Annotated in this window: 17 protein-coding genes and 1 pseudogene; 8 read left to right on the top strand and 10 right to left on the bottom strand. The window is 67.9% G+C overall.

Features of this window, described 5'->3' with window-relative positions:
- Positions 1–48: 48 nt before the first annotated feature.
- From ABZS29_RS09805 to ABZS29_RS09795, 3 genes are read right to left on the bottom strand one after another with little or no spacing between them, the layout of a single operon-like run.
- Positions 49–879 (bottom strand): DUF72 domain-containing protein, encoded by an 831-nt coding sequence (locus ABZS29_RS09805; protein WP_355460240.1) that lies wholly within the window; start codon positions 877–879, stop codon positions 49–51.
- 9 nt (positions 880–888) lie between these two features.
- The gene (locus tag ABZS29_RS09800; protein WP_355460238.1) at positions 889–1,968 is read right to left on the bottom strand and encodes an inositol-3-phosphate synthase; all 1,080 of its coding nucleotides are present in this window, start codon (positions 1,966–1,968) and stop codon (positions 889–891) included.
- A complete protein-coding gene (locus ABZS29_RS09795) occupies positions 1,965–2,549 on the bottom strand; it encodes a PadR family transcriptional regulator (protein ID WP_355460236.1) in 585 nt (194 codons plus the stop codon). Before ABZS29_RS09795 ends, ABZS29_RS09800 begins: the two co-directional genes overlap by 4 nt.
- A 215-nt stretch (positions 2,550–2,764) precedes the next feature.
- Here ABZS29_RS09795 and ABZS29_RS09790 point away from each other — a divergent pair, with 215 nt between their 5' ends.
- From ABZS29_RS09790 to ABZS29_RS09775, 4 genes are all read left to right on the top strand, one after another.
- On the top strand, positions 2,765–4,249 hold the full coding sequence (locus ABZS29_RS09790; RefSeq protein WP_355460235.1) for a TIGR00366 family protein: 1,485 nt from the start codon (positions 2,765–2,767) through the stop codon (positions 4,247–4,249).
- Between the two features lie 121 nt (positions 4,250–4,370).
- Positions 4,371–6,587 (top strand): transglycosylase domain-containing protein, encoded by a 2,217-nt coding sequence (locus ABZS29_RS09785; RefSeq protein WP_355460233.1) that lies wholly within the window; start codon positions 4,371–4,373, stop codon positions 6,585–6,587.
- A 112-nt stretch (positions 6,588–6,699) separates the two neighbouring features.
- Positions 6,700–7,797 carry a mannosyltransferase family protein gene (locus ABZS29_RS09780; protein WP_355460232.1) on the top strand — a complete coding sequence of 366 codons (1,098 nt, stop codon included), beginning with the start codon at positions 6,700–6,702 and terminating at the stop codon, positions 7,795–7,797.
- Between the two features lie 47 nt (positions 7,798–7,844).
- Entirely contained in the window at positions 7,845–8,063 is a 219-nt protein-coding gene (locus ABZS29_RS09775; RefSeq protein ID WP_355460230.1) for a hypothetical protein, read from the top strand.
- A gap of 158 nt (positions 8,064–8,221) precedes the next feature.
- Here ABZS29_RS09775 and ABZS29_RS09770 read toward each other — a convergent pair whose 3' ends face one another.
- Positions 8,222–12,175, bottom strand: a complete 3,954-nt coding sequence (locus ABZS29_RS09770) for a GH92 family glycosyl hydrolase (RefSeq protein WP_355460229.1) — start codon at positions 12,173–12,175, stop codon at positions 8,222–8,224.
- Positions 12,176–12,445: 270 nt separating this feature from the next.
- On the opposite strand from ABZS29_RS09770, the gene ABZS29_RS09765 reads away from it, so the two are divergent.
- Positions 12,446–13,408 carry an NAD-dependent epimerase/dehydratase family protein gene (locus ABZS29_RS09765; protein ID WP_355460228.1) on the top strand — a complete coding sequence of 321 codons (963 nt, stop codon included), beginning with the start codon at positions 12,446–12,448 and terminating at the stop codon, positions 13,406–13,408.
- Here ABZS29_RS09765 and ABZS29_RS09760 read toward each other — a convergent pair.
- From ABZS29_RS09760 to ABZS29_RS09740, 5 genes and pseudogenes are all read right to left on the bottom strand, one after another.
- Positions 13,405–13,719: pseudogene (locus ABZS29_RS09760) on the bottom strand (GtrA family protein); the annotation flags it as partial. The gene ABZS29_RS09765 and the pseudogene ABZS29_RS09760 overlap by 4 nt on opposite strands.
- A gap of 102 nt (positions 13,720–13,821) precedes the next feature.
- Positions 13,822–14,544, bottom strand: a complete 723-nt coding sequence (locus ABZS29_RS09755; RefSeq protein WP_355460226.1) for a methyltransferase domain-containing protein — start codon at positions 14,542–14,544, stop codon at positions 13,822–13,824.
- A 41-nt stretch (positions 14,545–14,585) separates the two neighbouring features.
- The gene (locus ABZS29_RS09750; protein ID WP_355460224.1) at positions 14,586–15,587 is read right to left on the bottom strand and encodes an alanine racemase; all 1,002 of its coding nucleotides are present in this window, start codon (positions 15,585–15,587) and stop codon (positions 14,586–14,588) included.
- A gap of 4 nt (positions 15,588–15,591) precedes the next feature.
- Positions 15,592–16,722 carry a peptidoglycan bridge formation glycyltransferase FemA/FemB family protein gene (locus ABZS29_RS09745; RefSeq protein WP_355460222.1) on the bottom strand — a complete coding sequence of 377 codons (1,131 nt, stop codon included), beginning with the start codon at positions 16,720–16,722 and terminating at the stop codon, positions 15,592–15,594.
- Between the two features lie 55 nt (positions 16,723–16,777).
- Entirely contained in the window at positions 16,778–17,695 is a 918-nt protein-coding gene (locus ABZS29_RS09740; RefSeq protein ID WP_355460220.1) for an SDR family NAD(P)-dependent oxidoreductase, read from the bottom strand.
- Positions 17,696–17,814: 119 nt separating this feature from the next.
- Between ABZS29_RS09740 and ABZS29_RS09735 the strand changes: the two genes are divergently transcribed.
- The 3 genes from ABZS29_RS09735 to ABZS29_RS09725 are packed head-to-tail and all read left to right on the top strand — an operon-like array spanning position 17,815 to position 20,370.
- Positions 17,815–18,381: a TetR/AcrR family transcriptional regulator gene (locus ABZS29_RS09735; protein ID WP_355460218.1), complete on the top strand. Its 567-nt coding sequence runs from the start codon at positions 17,815–17,817 to the stop codon at positions 18,379–18,381.
- Between the two features lie 20 nt (positions 18,382–18,401).
- Positions 18,402–19,118 (top strand): SDR family oxidoreductase, encoded by a 717-nt coding sequence (locus tag ABZS29_RS09730; RefSeq protein ID WP_355460217.1) that lies wholly within the window; start codon positions 18,402–18,404, stop codon positions 19,116–19,118.
- Positions 19,119–19,161: 43 nt separating this feature from the next.
- Entirely contained in the window at positions 19,162–20,370 is a 1,209-nt protein-coding gene (locus tag ABZS29_RS09725; RefSeq protein WP_355460215.1) for an MFS transporter, read from the top strand.
- Here ABZS29_RS09725 and ABZS29_RS09720 read toward each other — a convergent pair.
- Positions 20,339–20,881, bottom strand: coding sequence for an NUDIX domain-containing protein (locus tag ABZS29_RS09720; RefSeq protein WP_355460213.1), 543 nt, complete (start codon positions 20,879–20,881; stop codon positions 20,339–20,341). The genes ABZS29_RS09725 and ABZS29_RS09720 overlap by 32 nt on opposite strands.
- Between the last annotated feature and the right edge of the window lie 9 nt (positions 20,882–20,890).

Below are 20,890 nucleotides of genomic sequence, written 5' to 3'. Positions count from 1 at the left end.
CGGAGATTCACCCCGCTTCCAGCAGCAAACTTTCTGCCTGTGGATAACTCAGAACAGCGTCGGCGGTTCGACGGGGACCGGTTCGGGCAGGGGAGCCAGCTCGGGGAGGCGGGCGCGAACGGAGTCGTAGAAGAAGCGAGCGAGATTGAGCGCCTCGGCGTTGTCGGGCGTGTGCAGGAAGATCGTCGGCGAGCGGCCTTCGGTGAGCCAGGTGTGCACGAGCTCGACGAGATAGGCCCAGCCCTCGACGGTCTCGTCGACCGAGTCGCGGCCGATGTAGCGCACGATCGGAAACCCGGTGAGAGCGACCGTACGGCGCGCGACGCGGGGTTTCTTCATCCAGGCATCACGTTCGGCCAGGCTGGTCGCAGGGCGGCCGAAGAGGGTATCGGTGTCGAAGGGGACCCACTCGGCGCCGGTGCGCGACAAGATGGATTCCAGCTCCTGCGCGATGCGTGGATCGTCGAAGAAGGCGCGATGCCGGACCTCAACGGCGTACCGGTGCTCGCGGGGTGCGCCGCGTAGGAAGGCCTCCAGCATGGGCAGATCGCCGGGGGCGAACGATGCGGGGAGCTGCACCCACATCGCGTGGTTGCGGGGGCCGAGTGGCTCGACCGCGGCGGCGAAGGCGTAGAACTCGGTCGCGATGCTGCTCAGGCGACGTTCGTGCGTGATGGTCTGCGGCAGCTTCATGACGAAGCGGAAGTCGGACGGCGTCTGCGCGGCCCAGTTCTCGACCGACGAGCGGGAGGGAATTCCGTAGAACGTGGTGTTGCCTTCGACCGCGTTCACCCACGACGCGTACGACGCGAGCTTGTCGCGGGGCGGTTGCGGCCACGCGGGATGTGTCCACTGAGCACATCCCACGTGGAGCCGCATTCAGAAAATCTAGCGCTCGACCTCACCGCGGATGAACTTCTCCACCAGGTCGCGGCAGACGTCGTCGGCGTACTGCTCCGGCGGCGACTTCATGAAGTACGACGACGCGGACAGGATCGGGCCGCCGATGCCGCGGTCCTTGGCGATCTTCACGGCGCGGATCGCGTCGATGATGATGCCGGCCGAGTTCGGCGAGTCCCACACCTCGAGCTTGTACTCCAGCGACAGCGGGACGTCGCCGAAGTTGCGGCCCTCGAGCCGGATGAAGGCCCACTTGCGGTCGTCCAGCCAGGCCACGTAGTCCGACGGGCCGATGTGCACGTTGCGCGGGTCGATGTCGTCGACCAGCTGCGACGTGACGGACTGGGTCTTGCTGATCTTCTTGGACTCGAGCCGGTCGCGCTCCAGCATGTTCTTGAAGTCCATGTTGCCGCCGACGTTCAGCTGGTAGGTCCGGTCGACGGTGACGCCGCGGTCCTCGAACAGCTTGGCCAGCACGCGGTGCGTGATGGTGGCGCCGATCTGCGACTTGATGTCGTCGCCGACGATCGGCACGCCGGCCTCGGTGAACTTGTCCGCCCACTCCTTGGTGCCCGCGATGAAGACCGGCAGCGCGTTGACGAAGGCGACCTTCGCGTCGATCGCGCACTGCGCGTAGAACTTGGCCGCCTGCTCGGAACCGACCGGCAGGTAGCAGACCAGTACGTCGACCTGCGCCTCACGCAGGGCGGCGACGACATCGACCGGGGCCGCGTCGGACTCGGTGATGGTCTCGCGGTAGTACTTGCCGAGACCGTCCAAGGTGTGACCGCGCTGCACGGTGACGCCGGTCGGCGGCACGTCGCAGATCTTGATCGTGTTGTTCTCGCTGGCGCCGATCGCGTCGGCGAGGTCCAGACCGACCTTCTTGCCGTCCACGTCGAACGCGGCGACGAACTCGACGTCGCGGACGTGGTAGTCACCGAACTGGACGTGCATCAGACCGGGGACGCGCTCCTCAGGCTTCGCGTCACGGTAGTAGTGCACGCCCTGAACGAGCGAGCTGGCGCAGTTGCCGACGCCGACGATCGCTACCCGGATCGAGGTCATCTGGAATCTCCTTGGTCAGGCGGTGGGGGATGGGGGGAGGAAGAGTGTTGCCGCCGCTCGCCGTCGATCAGTTCGTTCAGCCAGCGGACCTCGCGCTCGGCCGACTCCAGGCCGTGCCGTTGCAGCTCGAGGGTGTAGGCGTCGACCCGCTCGGCGGTCCGGCTCATCGCGGCCCGGAAGTTCGCCAGCCGCTCCTCCATCCGGGCGCGCCGGCCCTCGAGGATGCGCAGCCGGGTGGCCGGATCGGTCCGGCCGAAGAACGAGAACCGGACGCCGAACGTGTCGTCCTCCCAGGCCGATGGACCGGCATCGTGCATCGCGTGCGCGAAGTGGTCCTTGCCGTCGGCCGTGATCGTGTACACGATCTTCGGCCTGCGCCCCGCCTCCGGCGTACCGGGGTCGGCGGTGATCAGGCCGGTGCGGAGCATCGCCTTCAGACACGGGTAGAGCGATCCGAACGACAGCACGCGCCCCCACCCGAACTGGGCGTTGACGCGCTTGCGGAGCTCGTAACCGTGCATCGGCGCTTCGTGCAGCAGGCCGAGTACGGCGAGCTCCAGGACTCCACTGCGGTTTCCCATGACCCACCTCCTCGACCCAGTTTGTCAGAACCTGATGTATCGGTTCGATACATCGTGGCGTCACTATAAGCAGAGCTCCGAGCTGTGGACAACTCATGACAAAGGTCGGCTTTGTCACCTTGACGCTCGGCGCGCGCTCAGGAAGCTGTTACGTCAGGCGCCGATCTGCGTTAATCGGAATGACACCTAGCGTCGCGATCCAGGAGCACAGCGTCATGACCGACCACGGAAAGCACGCCAAGCACGAGCTCGAGGCCGAGAGCCCGCTGGCGCGGGTGGCGCTGCGGTTCACTGCGGTCACCGAGAAGTGGCTGCCGGACGCCTTCGGCTTCGTGCTGGTCGGCACCTTCGTGGTGCTGCTGTTCGGGCTCGTCACCGGCGAGCCGCTGCTGAAGCGGCCCGACGATCCGGCCGCGACCAAGGGCTTCGGGCTGGTCGATGCCTGGGGCATCGGGTTCTGGAGCCTGATCACGTTCACACTGCAGATGGCGATGATCATCATCGGCGGGTACGCCGTCGCGACCAGCGGACCGATCGCCCGGCTGATCACGCGGCTGGCGCGGATCCCGAAGAACCCACGCTCCGCGGTGGCGTTCGTCGCCGCGGTCGCGATGCTGGCGTCGTACCTGAACTGGGCGTTCAGCCTGATCTTCGCGGCGATCCTGGCCCGCGAGGTGGCCCGCAACGTGCCGAAGGCCGACTACCGCGCCCTCGGCGCGATGGCGTTCCTGGGACTCGGAACCGTGTGGGCGCAGGGCCTGTCGGGGTCGGCCGCGCTGCAGGTCGCGAGCGCGAGCAGCAGCCCGGCGCCGGTGCAGGAAGTGATCAAGGCTGGCGGTCGCGCCAGCGGGCTGATCCCGCTGAGCGAAACCATCTTCACCTGGCAGGCGTTGCTCGCAACGCTCTTCGTGTACGTCGTCGGTGTCGCGATGGCGTGGTTCATCGCGCCGGGAGAGGGCAGTTCGCGGACCGCGACCGACCTCGGCATCGAGCTCAAGCCGCTGATCGGGCGTGGGTCGGCTTATAACGGTCAGAGGGAACAGGGCGCGCAGCGCAGGCCGGGTGACTGGCTCGAGCACTCGCCAGTGTTCAGCCTGTTCATCGTGGCGCTCGGTGTGACCTATCTCGTGCGCTACTTCGACGGCAAGAGCTTCTTCAGCGCACTCGACCTCAACACGGTCAACCTCATCCTGTTCCTGCTCGCGTTGCTGCTGCACTGGCGTCCGTGGCGGATGGCCCGCGCTGTGCGCGACGGCGCGCCCGCCGCGGCCGGCGTACTGCTCCAGTTCCCCTTGTACGGCGGCATCTTCGGCATGATCGCGTACACCGGAATCTCCGCCCGGCTGGCCGGATGGTTGGTCCAGGCAAGTAGTCAGTTCCTGTTCGCCCCGTTGGTGGCGATCTACTCCTGCATCCTCGGAATCTTCGTGCCCAGCGGCGGCAGCAAGTGGGTGATCGAGGCGCCGTACGTGCTGCAGGCGGCCAACGAGTTGAACGTGGACGCCGGCTGGATGGTCATCGTCTACGACCTGGGCGAGGCGAGCGCGAACTTGCTGCAGCCGTTCTGGATGTTGCCGACGCTCGCTATTTTGGGGCTCAAGGCCCGCGACATCATGGGCTACACGTTCACGATGTTCCTGGCCTGCTTCCCGGCAGCACTACTGGCAGTGACATTCCTGGCGCCGCATGTGACCGGATGATTCGATCCGGTTCGCTCGGGCACCCGGGAGTTGGTACCCTCCGGAGCGGATTCGGGCCCGTTACCACACCCGCCGTAGTCTGTGGGGCAATGACTTCCGCGAGATCGTCGAGGATTGCACTGTGAGTGAAGCTCGTAGAAAAGCCGCTCCGCCGCGCCGAACCAAGCGACATTGGGCGCTCCGGGTCCTCGGCTGGCTGACCGCTTTCGGCTGCCTCTGCATCATCCTCGGCACCGCCGCGTTCTTCATCATCTACCAGCAGACCGAGATCCCGGACGTCAACAAGGAGTTCGAGGCCAACACCACCACGGTCACGTGGAGCAACGGCAAGACGATGGGCGCGTTCTACGAGCAGAACCGGACCTCGGTCCCGCTGAGCAAGATTCCGAAGCGGGTCCAGGACGCCGTCCTGGCCGCCGAGGACCGGACCTTCTGGACCAACCCGGGTATTTCGCCGCAGGGCATGGTGCGCGCCGCCTACAACATCGCCAAGGGCGAGCAGTTGCAGGGCGGATCGACGATCACGCAGCAGTACGTGAAGATCATGTACCTGAACCAGGACCGCACCGCGTCCCGGAAGTTCAAGGAACTGTTCATCGCGACCAAGCTCAGCCGTCAGCAGGACAAGAGCAAGACCCTCGAGGGCTACCTCAACACGATCTACTTCGGTGAGGGCGCCTACGGCATCTCAGCCGCCGGCAACGCCTACTTCAAGGTCGCGGACCCGAGCAAGCTGACCGTCCCGCAGGCCGCCTTCCTGGCCACCGTGCTGAACAACCCGACGCTGTTCGACATCGACAAGAAGGCGAACCACCAGCGCATCCTCGAGCGGTACCGCTACGTCCTGGACGGGATGCGGCTGAGCGGCACGATCACCGAGGCCGAGCAGACGAAGTACGCCAAGGCGCTGCCGGCGATCAACAAGCCGAAGAAGAGCAACAAGTACAGCGGGCCGAAGGGCTTCCTGCTCGACATGGCCAAGAAGGAATTGCTGCGCCGGGGCTTCACGGAGAACCAGATCACCGGCGGCGGCTTCAAGATCGTCACCACCTTCGATTCCGACCTGCAGGCGGACATGGTCAACGCCGCGGAGAACCGGCTGCCGAAGAAGCGCGACGGGCTCCATGTAGGGATGGCCGCCGTCCGGCCCGGCAGCGGCGAGCTGCTGGCCATGTACGGCGGTCCAGACTTCCTGAAGAGCCAGTTGAACTGGGCAACCAGCCGGGCCCGTCCGGGCTCGTCCTTCAAACCGTTCGCCGTCGCCGCGGCCCTCCAGGACAACTGGAACCTCAACGACCCGTTGCAGGGTGACAGCCCGATCGAGATCCAGGGCCAGGAGCTCAACAACGAGTTCAACAACGACTACGGCGAAGTCAAGCTGAAGAAGGCCACCGAGCAGTCGATCAACACGGCGTTCTACGACCTGATCGACAAGCAGATGCAAGACGGCCCGCGCAAGCTGGTGGAGGCCGCCGAGGCGGCCGGTATCCCGAAGACCAAGGCGCTCGAGATCGGCAAGAACAACCCGTCGACGGTGCTCGGGCCCGATCCCTACGCTTCCGCGGTCGACATGGCCAACGCCTATGCGACGTTCGCGGCGAACGGCAAGGCCTTCGAGCTGCACACGATCAAGTCGATCACCAACCGCGACGGCAAGGTGATCTGGAGCGAGAAGTCGAAGATCAAGTCGAGGCAGGCCTTCGACCCGGAGCTGGCCAAGAAGGTCAACGACATCCTGAAGAACGTCGTCGACAAGGGCACCGGTGAGGGTGCCCAGGCGCTGGACCGGGAGGTGGCCGGCAAGACCGGCACCGCCGGTGGTGTCGCCGCCGAGCACCGTGCCGAGAACAAGAAGTGCAACGGTTGCAAGGACGGCGAGGACACCCTGACCTCCTGGTGGACCGGGTACACGCCGAACCTCTCGACCTCGGTCGTCTACCGGGCCGGCAAGGACGGCGAGTCCGACCTCGACCCGTACTCGAAGGACAAGGCGTTCTTCGGTGGCAACTGGCCGCTGAAGACCTGGCTGGAGTTCATGGAGCCAGCCGTCAAGAACCTCGCGGACGTCAACTTCGACGAGCCCGAGGACGACGACGGGTTGCGGAACGAGGTCACCCCGACGCCGACCCCGACCCCGACGCCGACCAACACGGTGTCGAACACCCCGACCCCGACTCCGACCCCAACGCCGACGCCGACCAACACGCCGACCGGCCCCGGCAAGCCGACGAAGACGCCGACCGGTCCCGGCAAGCCGACGAAGACGCCGGGCTGGCCGACCATCACACCTCCGGGAGACCCGAACGACACGGAGAAACCCGGCGGCGGTGGTCAGTAGTCCATCCACTCCGCCTCCGGAGCCGTCCTCGCCCGCCGTTGAGGCGCGGCCAGGACGCGCCCGGCGGGCGCGGGTGGAGGGGGTCGGGCTGCGGCGGTGGTTGCCGGCGGCCATGACGCGGGAGGTGCTCGGGTGGTGGTTGGTCACCCGGGTGGGGTTGTTGGTGTTGTCGGTGTCGGCGCCGTTGCTGTTCAACCGGGGGAGTGACTACCCCAATGTGTGGCGGGCGTGGGTGCAGTGGGACGTCTGGCATCTGAAGGCGCTCGCGGAGTTCGGATACAACAACGGGGAGCCGTCGCAGGCGCCGTTGGCCGCGTTCTTTCCGGGGTTCCCGCTGCTGGTGCACATCGTGCAGTGGAGCGGCGTCGGGTACGTCGGAGCTGGGATCGTCGTGTCGGCCGTGGCGAGTGCGGTCGCCGGGGTCTACCTGGCGCGGCTGGCGCAGTACGAGTTCCCGGAGCTCAAGAACCTCGGTCCGAACGCGGCGGTGGTCTGGTACGGCGCTCCGGTCGGCGTTTTCCTCGCGGCTGGATACACCGAGGCGCTGTTCTGCGCGTTCGCCTTCCCGGCCTGGCTGGCCGCGCGGCAGGGTCGCTGGGCTCGGGCCGCGGTGTTCGTGGCGCTGGCCGCGACGGTTCGGGTCTCCGGAATTTTCCTGGCCTTCGCGCTGGTGGTCGAGTTCGTCACGTCGAAGAAGCGGGACTGGCCGTCGGCGCCGTGGCTGCTGCTGCCCGCCGTACCGGTCGTCGGGTTCATGGCGTACCTGAAGGAGATTCACGGCTCGTGGTTCGCCTGGCAGGACGCGCAGGAGAAGGGCTGGCAGCGGAAGTTCACCTGGCCGTGGACGTCGCTCCAGCACACCTTCGACGCCGCGTCCACCGGCTACTTCGGCGGGGACCGCAGCGACTGGACCTGGATGTTCCGGGCCGAGCTGGTCGCGCTGGTAGTGGGCCTGATCGTGCTCGGCTGGCTGCTCTGGCGGCGCTCGTGGGGTGAGGCCGCCTGGATCGCAGCCACGGTCGGAGCCTTCTGTACGTCGTACTGGGTCTACTCGCTCACTCGGGCGACCCTGCTGTGGTGGCCGCTCTGGATCGGCCTTGCGGTGGTGCTGCACCGGCACCGCTGGCTCGGCCGGCTCTACCTCAGCGTCGCGATACCCCTCGCCGCGATCTGGGCGGCCGGCTTCTTCACCGGCCGCTGGACCGGCTGAGTAGTTCTCCTCAAGACCGGGAGGCGGCGCCCGCCTAGCGTGACTCCATGGACACGCGGAGGCAGTCGATCGGCAGGGTGCTCCAAGCGGTGGGGGTCGGCCTGGCGGTCGGGCTCCTGTACGCCGTGTTGTTCCAGCTTCGCGTGCCGTTGTGCGCGCCGAGCGCGGAGGGCTGTGCCATCGAGCGCCTGGGCCCGCTGTTCGCCGTCCCGCTCGGAGGGGTCGCGATGGCGCTGTGGGTCCTGGCCAGGCGCCTCAGCCGGTGAGTTTGTCCGCCATGTGGACTCTTTGCGGCGAAAGGCAACCCGTCGCCGGCTCCGGCCGTCGATAGGGGTGAAGGGGTGGCAGTCCGGGCGGGGACCGCCACCCCTCCTCAATTTCCGGCGGAACCTCTCAGGGGCAGGCTCCGCCGGGTTTTCTTGTCCTAGCCGTAGTTGCGGTCGATCGACTGCGACGGGGTCGGGGTGGGCCGGCTCTCGGCGATCCGGCGGTCGCTCGGGTGCGTGCCGGTCTCGATGCCCTTCAGCGTGCCGAGCAGCTCGAACTCGGCCAGCGTGACTCCGTCGGCGCCTGCAGGCGTGAGCACCAGCCGGTACTGCGTGTACGCCCTCGGCGACGCGACGCTGAAGGACCGCGTGTACGACGTCCACGGCCACGTCACGCCGGACCGCTTGTCGACCGTCGACCAGGTGGTCCCGTCGTCCGACCCTTCGAGCACCCAGCCGGACGGCGCCGTACCGGTTGCGCCGCTGGTCAGCGTGTACATGCCGACCGGCCGGCCCTGCTGGAGGGCGACCGTCACCGTGGGCTTGTCGCCGGTGAGCGTGACCTGGGTCTTCGCATCGTTGTCGGTCAGCGCAGCGATATCGGCCGAGCCGGTGACCACGGCACCCTCGTCGGAGGTGGAGTCCCGCCAGGTGCTCGGGTCCTCGCCGGGGGTGGTGATCGACGGCGGGGCGTCGTTGCGCCCGGTTCCCCAGCTCGAAGGCTTGTCGGTCATCTCGAACTCGATCTTGCCGCCGCTCGCGATCAGATCGTGCGGGAGGTTGGTCGACGTCCACTTCTTGCCGTTGATCCGGACGCTCTTCACGTAGACGTTCTTCGCGCTGTTGTTCGGCGCGCTCACCACCAGCTTCTTGCCGCCCGGCAGCCGGACGGTCGCCTTCTTGAAGAGCGGCGACCCGATCGCGTACGTCGGCGATCCGACCTGCAGCGGGTAGAAGCCGAGCGAGCTGAACAGGTACCACGCGGACATCTCACCGTTGTCCTCGTCACCCGGGTAGCCCTGGCCGATCTCCGAACCCAGGTAGAGCCGCGACAGGGCCTCGCGGACCAGCGCCTGCGTCTTCCACGGCTGACCTGCGAAGTCGTACATGTAGGTGATGTGGTGCGACGGCTGGTTGCTGTGCCCGTACTGCCCCATCCGGACGTCGCGCGCCTCGAGCATCTCGTGGATCGTGCCGCCGTACCCGCCGGTGTGCAGCGCGTCCTCGGGCGTCGAGAAGAACTCATCGAGCTTCTTGGCCAGCCCGTCGCGGCCGCCGTACAGCGCGGCGATGCCGGCGCCGTCCTGCGGAGCGGAGAAGGCCATGTTCCAGGCGTTGGTCTCGGTGTAGTCGTGACCCCAGTCGCGCGGGTCGAACTGCGCCGGTGACGTGCCCCAGACGCCGTCCGGTCCCTTGCCCTGGAAGAAGCCCAGGGTGGGGTCGAAGAGCGTGACGTAGTTGCGGGCGCGGTTCAGGAAGTACTTGTAGTTGTCGAGGTACTCCTGCTTGCGCGGATCGCCCTTCTTGGCCTTGTCGTAGAGCGCCTTCGACAGGTTCGCGATGCCGAAGTCGTTGATGTAGCCGTCCATCGACCAGCTGTAGCCCTCACCGGTGGTGTTGGCCGTGTAGCCGTTGAAGGTCGAGCGGTCCATCCCCTTCCGGCCGACGTTCTCCGTCGGCGGTACGACGGTCGCGTTCTTCACCGCGGCGTCGTACATGGCCTGGACGTCGATGCCCTTGATCCCCTTCAGGTAGGCATCGGCGAAGGCCACGTCGGACGACGTACCGACCATCAGGTTGGCGTAGCCGGGCGAGGACCAGCGGGAGATCCAGCCGCCGTCCTTGTACTGCTGGACGAAGCCGTTCACCAGGTCGGCCGCCTCGTCCTGCGCGAACAGCGAGTACGCCGGCCACACGGTCCGGTAGGTGTCCCAGAAGCCGTTGTTCACATAGGTCTGACCGGCGACGATCTTGGAGCCGGTTGTGGTCGGAGTGTCCGCACCGACCTTCGGTGAGGTCGGCGAGGCGTAGCTGATCACCGGCTTGGACTTGGTGCCGGTGTTCTCCGAGCCGTTGTTCGGGTAGAGGAACAGGCGGTACAGGTTCGAGTAGAGCGTGGTCAACTGGTCCGCGGTGGCGCCTTCGACCTCGATCGTGCGCAGCTTGGCGTCCCACAGGGCCTGGGCCGCGTCCTTCACCTTGCCGAACTTCGAGCCCGCCGGCAGCTCCTGCTCGAGGTTCTTGCGTGCTTGCTCGGTGCCGATCAGCGAGGTCGCCAGCCGCAGCTGCACCTGGGTGACCTTCGGGTCGAAGCCGAAGTAGCCGCCGACATTCGCGCCGCCGCCGTTCGACAGCTTGCCGGAGGCAACGACCTTCTGGTCGACGACGCCGTACACGAACAGCCGGCCGGCGCCGGTGGACAGACCGCTCTTCACGTCGCTGAAGCCGGTCACCACGCCGGTCTCCGGGTCCAGCGTCAGGCCGCCCTCGTTGGTCACGTTGTCGAAGACCAGCGACGCGCCGCCCTTGGGGAAGCTGAACCGCAACATCGCCGCGTGATCGGTCGGCGCGATCTCCGCCGCGTTCCCGTTGTCGAACTCGACACCGTAGTAGTACGGCCGGGCGACCTCGTTGTCATGGCTGAACGTCCACGCGCGGGCCGCTCGGTTCGCGGTCGGCGTGTCAGCGGTCGACGGCATCACCTGGAAGGTCTGCCGGTCACCCATCCACGGGCTCGGCTCGTGACTGATCGAGAGTGCCTGGATCGACGGCTTGTTGTCGGCGTTGTTGCCCTTGGCGTAGTCGTACAGCCAGGAGCGGGAGCCGGCGTTCGTCACCGGGGTCCAGAAGTTGAACCCGTGCGGTACGGCGGTCGCCGGGAAGTTGTTGCCGCGCGAGAACCCGCCGGTGGCGTTCGTGCCGCGGGTGGTCAGGGCCAGGTCGGACGGGTGCTTGGCGGCCGTGCGCGCGGCCGCTGCGTCCGGGTTGACGGCGGCGGCGATCCGGATGTCGTCCACCCAGCCGCGGAAGTCGGCCGGTCCGGTCGGCTTGTCGTAGCCGACCAGGATCCGCTTGATGGTCTTGCCGGCGGCGACCCGGCCGAGCTCGGCCTCGACGTTGTTCCACTGGTTCGTGGACAGGCCCTTGGCGTCGCCCTGGCCGCGTGGGCTGAGCTCGAAGCCGTGGTGGTCCTTGGCCCGCAGATCACTCAGGTAGGTCCCGTCGGAGAACGCCAGGTCGATCGCGGCGTACGTGCTGGGATAGCTGAGGTCGCCCTCGATGTGCTCGGGGAAGATCTTGTACGACAGCCGGGTGTCCCGGCCGATCTTCAGGTCGACGTCCGAGATCTTGTTCCAGGTGTAGCCACGGCCCTCGGCGGTCTGGTGCCCGGCGTACCGGAACGACTTCACGCCGGTGAAACCGACCCGGGCGCGGGCGTTGTAGGCACTCGTCGGGCCCGAGTCCAGCCGCGACTCGGCGACCGGCCCCGGTGGCGGCAGCGGAGCGCCGTTCGACAGGTACCAGTCGGCGAGCTGGACGATGTCCTCGCCGTGGTTCAGCGTGATGTCGAGCCGGAAGAACTTGTACGCCGTCTCGTTCGTGAAGCTGTATTCCTTGGTCTGGAACCGGTTCTCGAAGCTCTGACCGGTCTGCGTGTCGAGCACGGTCCAGTCGGTGCCGTTGTTCGAGCCCTGCACGGTCCAGTTCTGCGGGTCGCGGCCGTCGGCGTCGTTGGCCGAGGTCAGCGCGTACTTGCGGATCACGACCGGGGCCGACGTCTCGTAGTTCAGCCAGCCGGTCTTGGCGAAGACCAGCCACTTGGTGAACTTGTCGCCGTCGGCGGCGTTCGAGGCGATCTCGCCGCCGCCGGTGTTCTCACCGCTGGCGGTGATCGTGGTGACCTTGTCCATCTCGCTGCCGCCGACCCCGGTCGGCGTCGGCCCCTGGACGCCGCCCGCGCGGGGCGTCCCGTCCGGGCCGGTCTCGACGGTGTCGGTGTAGCCGGGCTGCGGCTGCCCGGACTCGAACGAGGTGAAGAACGAGGCCCCGCCCACCACTGGCTCGTCGTGGCTGGCCGAGGTGTTCGGAGGGACGGCATGAGCTGACGTCATAACGGGTGACATTGCCACAACTAGCCCGAGCGACGCGACGACCCCTAGTGGGCGGCGGAGTTTCATCAACGCTCCTTGCACGGCCGGCCGACGCGACGGCCCGAGCCGCCGTGCCGGAGGGTTTACGCGGCCCCGATGACAAGGTTGTCAGCCCGCGTCCGGGGTGATCTTCCCCATCTTCCTGACTCTTGGTCAAGGCCTCGTCGCAGACCGCTTCCGGCTGGGCCTCGGTTGCTCACCCGACTGCTCACTCGGCGTAGGTTGATCGCCATGGCGGAACGGGTGCTGGTCACGGGTGCGGCAGGTTTCATCGGGCGGGCGGTGGTTCGCGCGCTGCGGGAGCGCGACGTACCGGTGACCGCGGTGGATCGGGAGCCGCCGGACCCGACGTGGGACGACGGCGTGACGGTGGTGACCGGCGACCTGGCCGACCAGGAGGTCTGTATCGGCGCCTTCGAGACCCGGCCGACCGCAGTGGTCCACCTGGCCGCGCTGACCTCGGTGCAGCGCTCGGTGGAAGCGCCGATGGCCACCTTCGCGCAGAATGTCACCATCACCCAGGTCCTGCTCGAGCTCTCCCGGGGCAGCGGTGTCGACCGGTTCGTGCTCGCCTCTACCAACGCGGTCGTCGGCGACGTCGGTACGGCGACGATCACCGCGGATCTGCCGCTGAGCCCACTCACGCCGTACGGCGCGACGAAGGCGGCCGGCGAGATGCTGTTGTCGGCGTACTCGGGTAGCTACGGGCTGGCGACCGCCGCACTGCGGTTCACGAACGTCTACGGCCCGGGCATGTCGCACCAGGACGGCTTCGTTCCGCGACTGATGCGTGCCGCGCTCGCCGGGACCGGGGTGCAGGTGCACGGCGACGGCTCTCAGCGCCGGGACCTCGTGTACGTCGACGACGTGGTGAACGCCGTACTGCTGGCGCTGGAGACCGGCTACAACGGCCGCGCGATCATCGGCTCCGGCCACTCGCTGTCCGCGCTCGAGTTGGTCGAGGCGGTCCGGGCGATCACCGGCAAGCCGCTACCGGTCGAGCACGTCGAAGAGCCGGCTGGAGAGGCCTCGGCAGCGGTCGTGGATATCGCCAATGACCTCGGCTACGCGCCGACCGTTTCGCTCGACGAGGGCCTTGCCCGGACCTGGAGTTCGGTGGCCGGGGTGGCGAACACCCAGTTGTCGAAGAGCCAGAACTTCACCACGAACAGCGCGGCGAAGGTGAAGAAGTAGGAACTGCTGACCAGCATGGTCTGCCAGAACAACGAGCCGATCCAAGCCTGTGCGGCTTTGTCGGTCAGGCTGGTCACGACCGCTGCGACAGCAGCGTTACCGACGACGATGATTGCGTAGGGCAACATCTGGCCGCGGCGTCCCCAGGCCCAGCGACGGCTGAGCAGGTAGTTCGGGATGCCGCCGGCGATCCAGGCGATCACCGTGGCCAGCAAGGGGTTCGCGCCGAACCAGTAACACAACGCGAAGGCGATCTGACTCACCGCGGTGGAGATCGCCGAGGAGGCCGAATACTTTGCCCACAGCACCATTCGGCTCCGGCGCAGACCGAAGCGCGCCGCGAGCCTTCTGTGGATACGCACGGCATCCATTGTGCACTGGGGTCTTGATCGCTGAATCCGCAGGTAACCGTGCTAGCGCCGCGCGCCGATCAGCAGGCTCGGAAGCACCGCCAGGAAGCGGTTTCCGCGACCGCGTGCCTCTTGCTCGGCCAACCAGCCGTCGGCGTCGTCCCGCGTGATCAGCGCTTTGTCGACAGCGGCGGTCGCGGCCGCGGCGAGTTGCGGAGCCAGCTCGGCATGGTCGGTGACGACATCGTTGTGGACGACGACCTCGGCCTCCTGGAAGCCGGCGTCGAGCAGAAGGTCGCGGAGGTTGCGGACGGCACGCGGCGCGGCCGAGCGCGACTCGAGGCCGAGCAGGATGACGTCGGTCAGATCCTGGTCGGAGCTGTCGATCAGCAGGAAGCCGTAGTCCTGGCCGCCGACCACGATTCGGCCGCCGGGGCGCAGAACCCGATAGGCCTCGGCGATCGTCGGAACCGGGTCGTCGAGCAGATGGAAGAGCCGCAGCGCGCGATAGCCGTCCATCGACTCGTCCGCGAGCGGCAGGTCGTCGGAGCGTGCCACGTGAAACATTGCGCCTGGGACCCGAGTCCGGGCCGCGTCGATCGCCTCCGGGGCGACGTCCAAGCCGGTGACCTTGAGCCGCTTGGCGGCCAGTTCCCCGGCGGCGTGCCCGGCGCCGCAGCCGACGTCGACCACGCTCGCACCGCGGCGCAGACCCAGCAGCCGGTACGACTCGGCCCGAAGCTCCGCAGCTCCGGGCCGCTCCTCGATCCGTTCCAGAAAGCTCATGACCTCACGCTGCAACTTCAGGTGCACCTGAAGTCAAGCGATCAGTCCATCGACACCCGGTCGAACGACGTGGTGGTGAAGCGGACGTCGACGCCGATGGTGTCGCCCACCGCGGGCGGGGCGACCGACGACGGCAGGAACAGCATGCTGGCCTGCATGTGCGGCGGCTCGGCGAACCAGCGCTGCTTGCCTTCGATCGTGAACGGCGAGAGCGCCATGCCGGCGGCGTCCAGGCTGCCCTTGGCCATCGCGATCGCGCGTTGGCGAACCGTGGCCGCTGCCGTCGGAGCCTCGAGGCCGACGCCGTGTGCGGTGCCGCCCGAGACGACTAGGATGTGGCCGTCGCCGCTGACCCGGCGCTGGCGGTAGCCGACTCGCTCACCGCGGCGGACCGAGTGCACGTCGAGCACAGTCGCGCGGACCGTCAGCGCACCGCGGTCGCCGAGCCAGAGCGCCGTACCCATGCGGAGCTTGACATCCTCGCCGATGTCACCGAGCTTCTGTGCCGGGACATGCGAGACCCACAGCGGCCCACGCCGTACGTCGGTCGCCGCCTTGGCCAGGTTGGCCGCCTCGCGGACGTTGCCTGACGTACCGCCGGCGCCCATCGGGAAGTGCAGCGACCAGCCCTCGAAGCGGATCCGGTCCAGAGCGTTCAGCAGCATCGTGTGCCGCAGTTCGCGGGCGCCGATCCCGTGCCGGCGCATCGACGTCTGGACCTCGATCAGCACCCGGCTGCCGGCCGGGATCGAGACCAGATCGGCCAGCCGGCTGACCGTGTGGATCACGTTCTTGCTCGGCGACATTTCCAGGAACGGCCGCCACGGCGTCAGGACGACGACATCCTCACGCGGGTCCGCGGGCACCTCGAAGTACGTGCCGACGGCGACCGTGCGGGCGCCGAGGGCGCGCGACTCGGCGATCAGGCGGTGGTTGCCGAAGCCGTAGCCGTTGCCCTTGGCGACCGGGACGATGTCGGGGTTCCACGTGGAACGAAGGTGGTCGCGCCATCGATCGGAATCGACGTGCAGGGTCAGGGGCATGGTGTCAACGCCGTCTCATGTAGAGGTCGAATGCGGTGTAGAGCGCCTTGTTCAACGGCAGATCCCACTCACCGACGTACTCGACGGCCTCGCCGCCGGTGCCGACCTTGAACTGGATCAACCCGACGTGCGGGTCGTTCGGGTCCAAGGTGTCGGTGATGCCCCGTAGGTCGTACACGGTCGCACCCTCGGCGAGTGCGTCCGACATCATGCGCCACTGGATCGCGTTCGATCCGCGCACGTCCCGCTTGGCGGTCGAGCTGGCTCCGTAGGAGTACCACGAATGACCGCCGACCCGGATCCAGATCGTCGACGCGACCAGATCGCCCTCGTGATGGGCGTTGTAGAGCCGGAAGTCGCAGCACTCGCCGGGCTGGTTGTCCATCGCGGCGTACATCTTCTCGAAGTACGGCAGCGGCCGCGGCGTGAAGTGGTCCCGCTCGGCCGTCTCGACGTACAGCTGGTGGAAGGCCTTCAGGTCCTCGGGGCCGCCTTGGGAGACCTCGACGCCCATCTTGTCGGCCTTCTTGATGTTGCGCCGCCAGAGCTGGTTCATGTTCTTCAGCAGGTCGTCCGGGCCGTAGCCGGCGAGCGGGACCTGGAACACGAACTGCGGCTGCCCGGCCGCGAAACCCTCGCCGGTCCGCGGGGCCTTCCAGCCCAGCGCGGTCAGCTGGTTGGTGACGGTCGCGCCGGACGGCTCGATCACATCGGGGCGAACGTCGCGAAGCCGCGGCTGCTGACCGGCGGCGATCGCGTCCTTGATGGTCTTGGCGGTCCAGCGCCGGGTCGGAACCGGCGGGCCCATCCGGATGCCGAACGCACCCTGGCCGGCCGCGTGTTCGGCCAGCGGCCGCAGGTAGCGGCCGAGGTCGATCGCGTCCCAGTCGATCACCGGACCCTCGGGCAGGTACGCCAGATACCGCTTCACCTTCGGCATCTGCCGGTACAGCACCAGACCGACGCCGACCAGCTCGGCCGGATTGCCCGGCTCGTACCAGCCGAGTGACTCTGCCTTCCACTCGCTCTTCACCGCCGCCCACCCAGGCGTCTGCAGGAAGCTGGCCGACGGACGCGCCGCGATGAAGGCGGCGTGTTCGTCGGCCGAGATGATCCGGATGCTCAAGTCACTCACGGTCGGTCAGGTTACCGGCCCAACCTGAGGAACCCCAGCCGAGCCGGTCCCGTGATCAAACCAGTTGCTCGGACAGCTCCCACAACCGAGTGGCGGACTCCGGATCCAGCGCGTACGGCGCGACTCCCGCCATCGGATTGCCCTCGACCGCGAGCTCGGCCTCGTTGCTGTCCTCGAAGTACCGGCCGGAGACCCCCTGCACCAGCGGAGAGGCGGCCAGCAGGACCGAGGTCGCCGCGCCCTGCTCGGGCGTCTTCCAGCGGTACTGGTCCTCCCACTGCGCAACGGTTCCGGCGTCGACGTGGCGCTGCAGCGCGGTCCTGATTCCGCCCGGCATCAGGGCGTTGGCGGTGATGCCGGCACTCGCCCAGCGCTTCGCCGCCTCGACCGCGAACAGGATGTTCGCCGTCTTCGACTGCCCGTACGCCGCCCACTCGTCGTACGGGCGGTTCTCGAAGTGGACGTCGTCGAAGACCACGTCGGACATCTGGTGTGCACTCGAACTGACCGAGACGATCCGGGCGTCGCCGGCCGCGGCCAGGGCGTCGTACAGGCCGAGTGCGAGACCGAAGTGGCCGAGGTGGTTGGTGGCGAACTGGTGCTCCCAGCCCTCGGGGGTGCGATTCAGCGGCTCGGCCATCACGCCGGCGTTGTTGACCAGGATGTGCAGCGGCCCGGTCCAGCTCGCCGCGAACGCCCGCACCGAGGCGCGGTCGGCCAGCTCGAGCGGAGCGACGTACACGTGGCTGTTGCCGGTGTCGTCCATGATGCCGGCGGCGACCCGCTCGCCGACGACCTGGTCGCGGGCGGTCAGCGTGACCTCGGCGCCGGCCTTGGCCAGCGCCCGGACGGTCTCGACGCCGATCCCGGAGGCGCCACCGGTGACGACCGCACGGCGACCGGTCAGGTCGACGCCCGCGATCACCTCGGCGGCGGTGGACTCATATCCGAAGGGAGTGGTGACTCTGCTCATCAGGGTTCGTCCCGTTCTACGAGCTACTGTTGATCCGGAGGAGCCTCCGGTTAAATCCAGTTAAGCGGAGGCACCTCCGGATATCAAGTCCGCTAGGTTCAGGGCGTGAGGAGGGGGAGATGACCGAGCCGAAGGCACGGCCGCTGCGGGCCGACGCGCAACGCAACCGCGACCAGGTGCTGGCCGCGGCCGCCCGCGCGTTCGCGAAATGCGGGCTGGAAGCGACGCTCGAGGGCATCGCGAAGGACGCCGGCGTCGGCATCGGCACGCTCTACCGGCACTTCCCGACGCGCGAGGCGCTGATCGAGGCGGCGTACCGCAAGGAGCTGGCGACCGTCTGCGAGGCGGCGCCCGAGCTGCTCGACAGGCTCCCGCCCGCCGAAGCGCTGCGCGCCTGGATGGACCGTTTCGCCGACTACCTCCACACCAAGATGGGGATGGCCGACGCCCTCCGCGCGATCATCGCGGCCGGTGCCAACCCTTACGACCACAGTCTCGAGCTCCTCGTCGGCGCGATCGAACCCCTCCTCGCGGCCGGCATCGCCTCCGGCGACCTCCGCTCGGACGTCTCCGCGGACGACGTACTGATGAGCCTCAGCGGCGTCGCCCTCGCTGCGGGCGACCGCCGCGACCAGGCCGGCCGCCTCCTCGACCTATTGCTGGACGGCCTGCGGTACGGCGCCTAGCAAGTTTCTAGGGTGTGGGCATGGCGAAGGTGGCGTTGGTGACCGGGTCGGTGTCGGGGATCGGAGCCGGGGTGGCTCGGCGGCTGGCGGCGGACGGGTTCACGGTCGCGGTGCACTCGCGGGTGAGTCGAGACGGCGGCGTCGCGCTGGCGGCGGAGTTGGGTGGGTCGTACCACCAGGCCGACCTTGCGGATGACGAGGCGGCTCAGGGGTTGGTGCCGTCGGTGCTCGCCGAGCACGGGCGGCTCGACGTACTGGTGAACAACGCGGGGATCAGTTGGCCGGTGCCGCATGCCGAGCTGGCCGGATTGACGGCGGCGGACTGGCGGTCGATCCTCGACGTCAACCTGATCGCACCATGGCTGCTGTGTACGGCGGCCTTGCCCGCGCTGCGCGAATCGACCGGCTGCGTGGTGAACGTGACCAGCCACGCGGGCGTGCGACCGAAGGGCAGTTCGATCGCGTACGCCGCCAGCAAAGCCGCACTCAATCACGTGACGAAATTGCTCGCGGCCGCCCTCGGACCTGATGTGCGAGTGAACGCTGTCGCGCCGGGACTTGTGGATACACCGATGACCGCCGACTGGACCGACGCCCAGGAGCTGTGGAAAACCAGCAGTCCGATGCGTCGCGCCGCCCAGCCGGCGGATGTTGCCGACCTGGTCTCGGCACTCGTCCACAACGACTACATCACCGGCGAGGTGGTCGTGCTCGACGGTGGGCTGAACCTGCGCTGACGGTCGGGCGGTTTCTGTCGGTGGGCCCTCCTACGATCGCCGGATGGCTTTGGGTCGGGACTTCCAACGGTTGTGGTTCGCGTACACGGCAAGTGCGTTGGGGTCGGGAATCGGCTTCGGGGCCTTGCCGCTGATCGCCGTACTGGTGCTTGACGTCAGTACGGCGCAGGTGTCGATCCTCGCTGCGGTGTCGGCGCTTGCTGCTGCGGTGTTCGCGCTGCCACTGGGAGACGTGATTGAGCGACGGCCGAAGCGGCCGGTGATGATCGCCGCGGACCTGGTCCGGTTCGCTGCGCTGGCCAGCGTTCCGATCGCTGCGTTGTTCGGTGTCCTGAGTTATGTGCAGCTTTGCGTGGTCGGCGTGCTGCAGTCGGCCGCACTGATCGCGTTCACCAGCGCGAGCGGCGCTCATCTGAAGGCGCTGGTCGGGCCTGAGGGACGCGCCGAGGCGAACAGCAAGTTCGAGCAGGTCTTCTGGCTGACCATGAGTGTCGGGCCGGCCATCGGCGGCGGACTGGTCAGTCTGGTCGGGGCGACCGTAACCCTGGCCGTGGACGCGGTGTCGTTCCTCCTGTCCGCGCTGGGCATCCGGCGGATTCAGCAGCCCGAACCCGCGCCGGTCGAGCACACCGGCAAGCGTGACCTCGGCGCCGGTTGGCGGTACATCTTCGCCAACCGCGGACTGGCAGTGCTGTTCTGGAACTCGCAGCTCTTCGGCGGACCGCTGATGATGATCTCGCCGCTGCTGACCGTGTTCATGCTGCGGGATCTGCACCTGGCGCCGTGGAGCTACGGCGTCTTCCTGGGCGTCTCGTGTCTCGGGGGCGTGCTCGGCGCCTGGGTCGCGCCCGCGCTCACTCGGCGCTTCGGTCTCCATCGGGTGCTGCTGTGGTCCGGCGTACTGCGGGCCCCGTGGACGCTGCTGCTGCCACTCGCACCCGCGGGGATGGCCGGCTTCTTCTGGCTGCTGGTGGCAGAGACCGCTCTCCTTGTCGCGGCCGGCGCGTTCAATCCGTCGTTCGCGACGTACCGAATGGAGGTGACCGAGGACCGCTACATGGCGCGCGTGGTGACCTCGTGGTCGATCACCTCGCGCAGTGTCCAGCCCGCCTTCATGGCTCTCGGCGCCGCGCTGACCGCGGTCATCGGCCTCCGAGGCACGATGTACGTCGGCGGGGCGTGCGCGCTGCTCAGTGCGTTCGTCCTCCCGTGGCGGTCGGCTAAATCAGCCCCATTGCCAGAGCCAGTCTGACGATCGGGCCCATCACGCCGTCCGGCTGCTCCTCCAGCCAGGCAGCCGCCTCGCTCGGTGGCAGGACCAGCACCTGAGTAACCTGCTCGCCGTCCTCGGGGTTCGTCGGCTCCTGCTCGATGACGACGTCCGCGACGACGTTGCCCCAGTACGACACCGGGTGCGGCAGATGCGGCCGGTACGGCCCGGGCCGGCGGTGGTCGGCGCGGTGCGCGCCGACCCAGGTCAGCGGACCGGTCACCCGCGCACCGGCCTCTTCGAGCAACTCGCGCTCGACGAGCTGGTCGATCGTCTCGCCAGGCTCCCGCGTCCCACCCGGCAGGAACCGCCAGCCAAGGTCGTTGCCGCAGACAACAATCCCGCCCGCGGTCCGGCAGATCACATGGACGTTGCTGATCAGCTCGTCGGCCGGCTCCTCGAGGGTGAACCGGACGTCGAGCTCACCCCAGGGCCAATGGCCGGGTGCGAAGAGCTCGGGAAACTGCTCGGCCCAGGATTCCTCGGTCTGCATCCGTCCATT

Origin of the sequence: Kribbella sp. NPDC005582, from assembly GCF_040605415.1 — a bacterium.
In the GTDB taxonomy this organism is placed as follows: domain Bacteria; phylum Actinomycetota; class Actinomycetes; order Propionibacteriales; family Kribbellaceae; genus Kribbella.
This window is presented reverse-complemented; position numbering and strand designations above follow the sequence as displayed.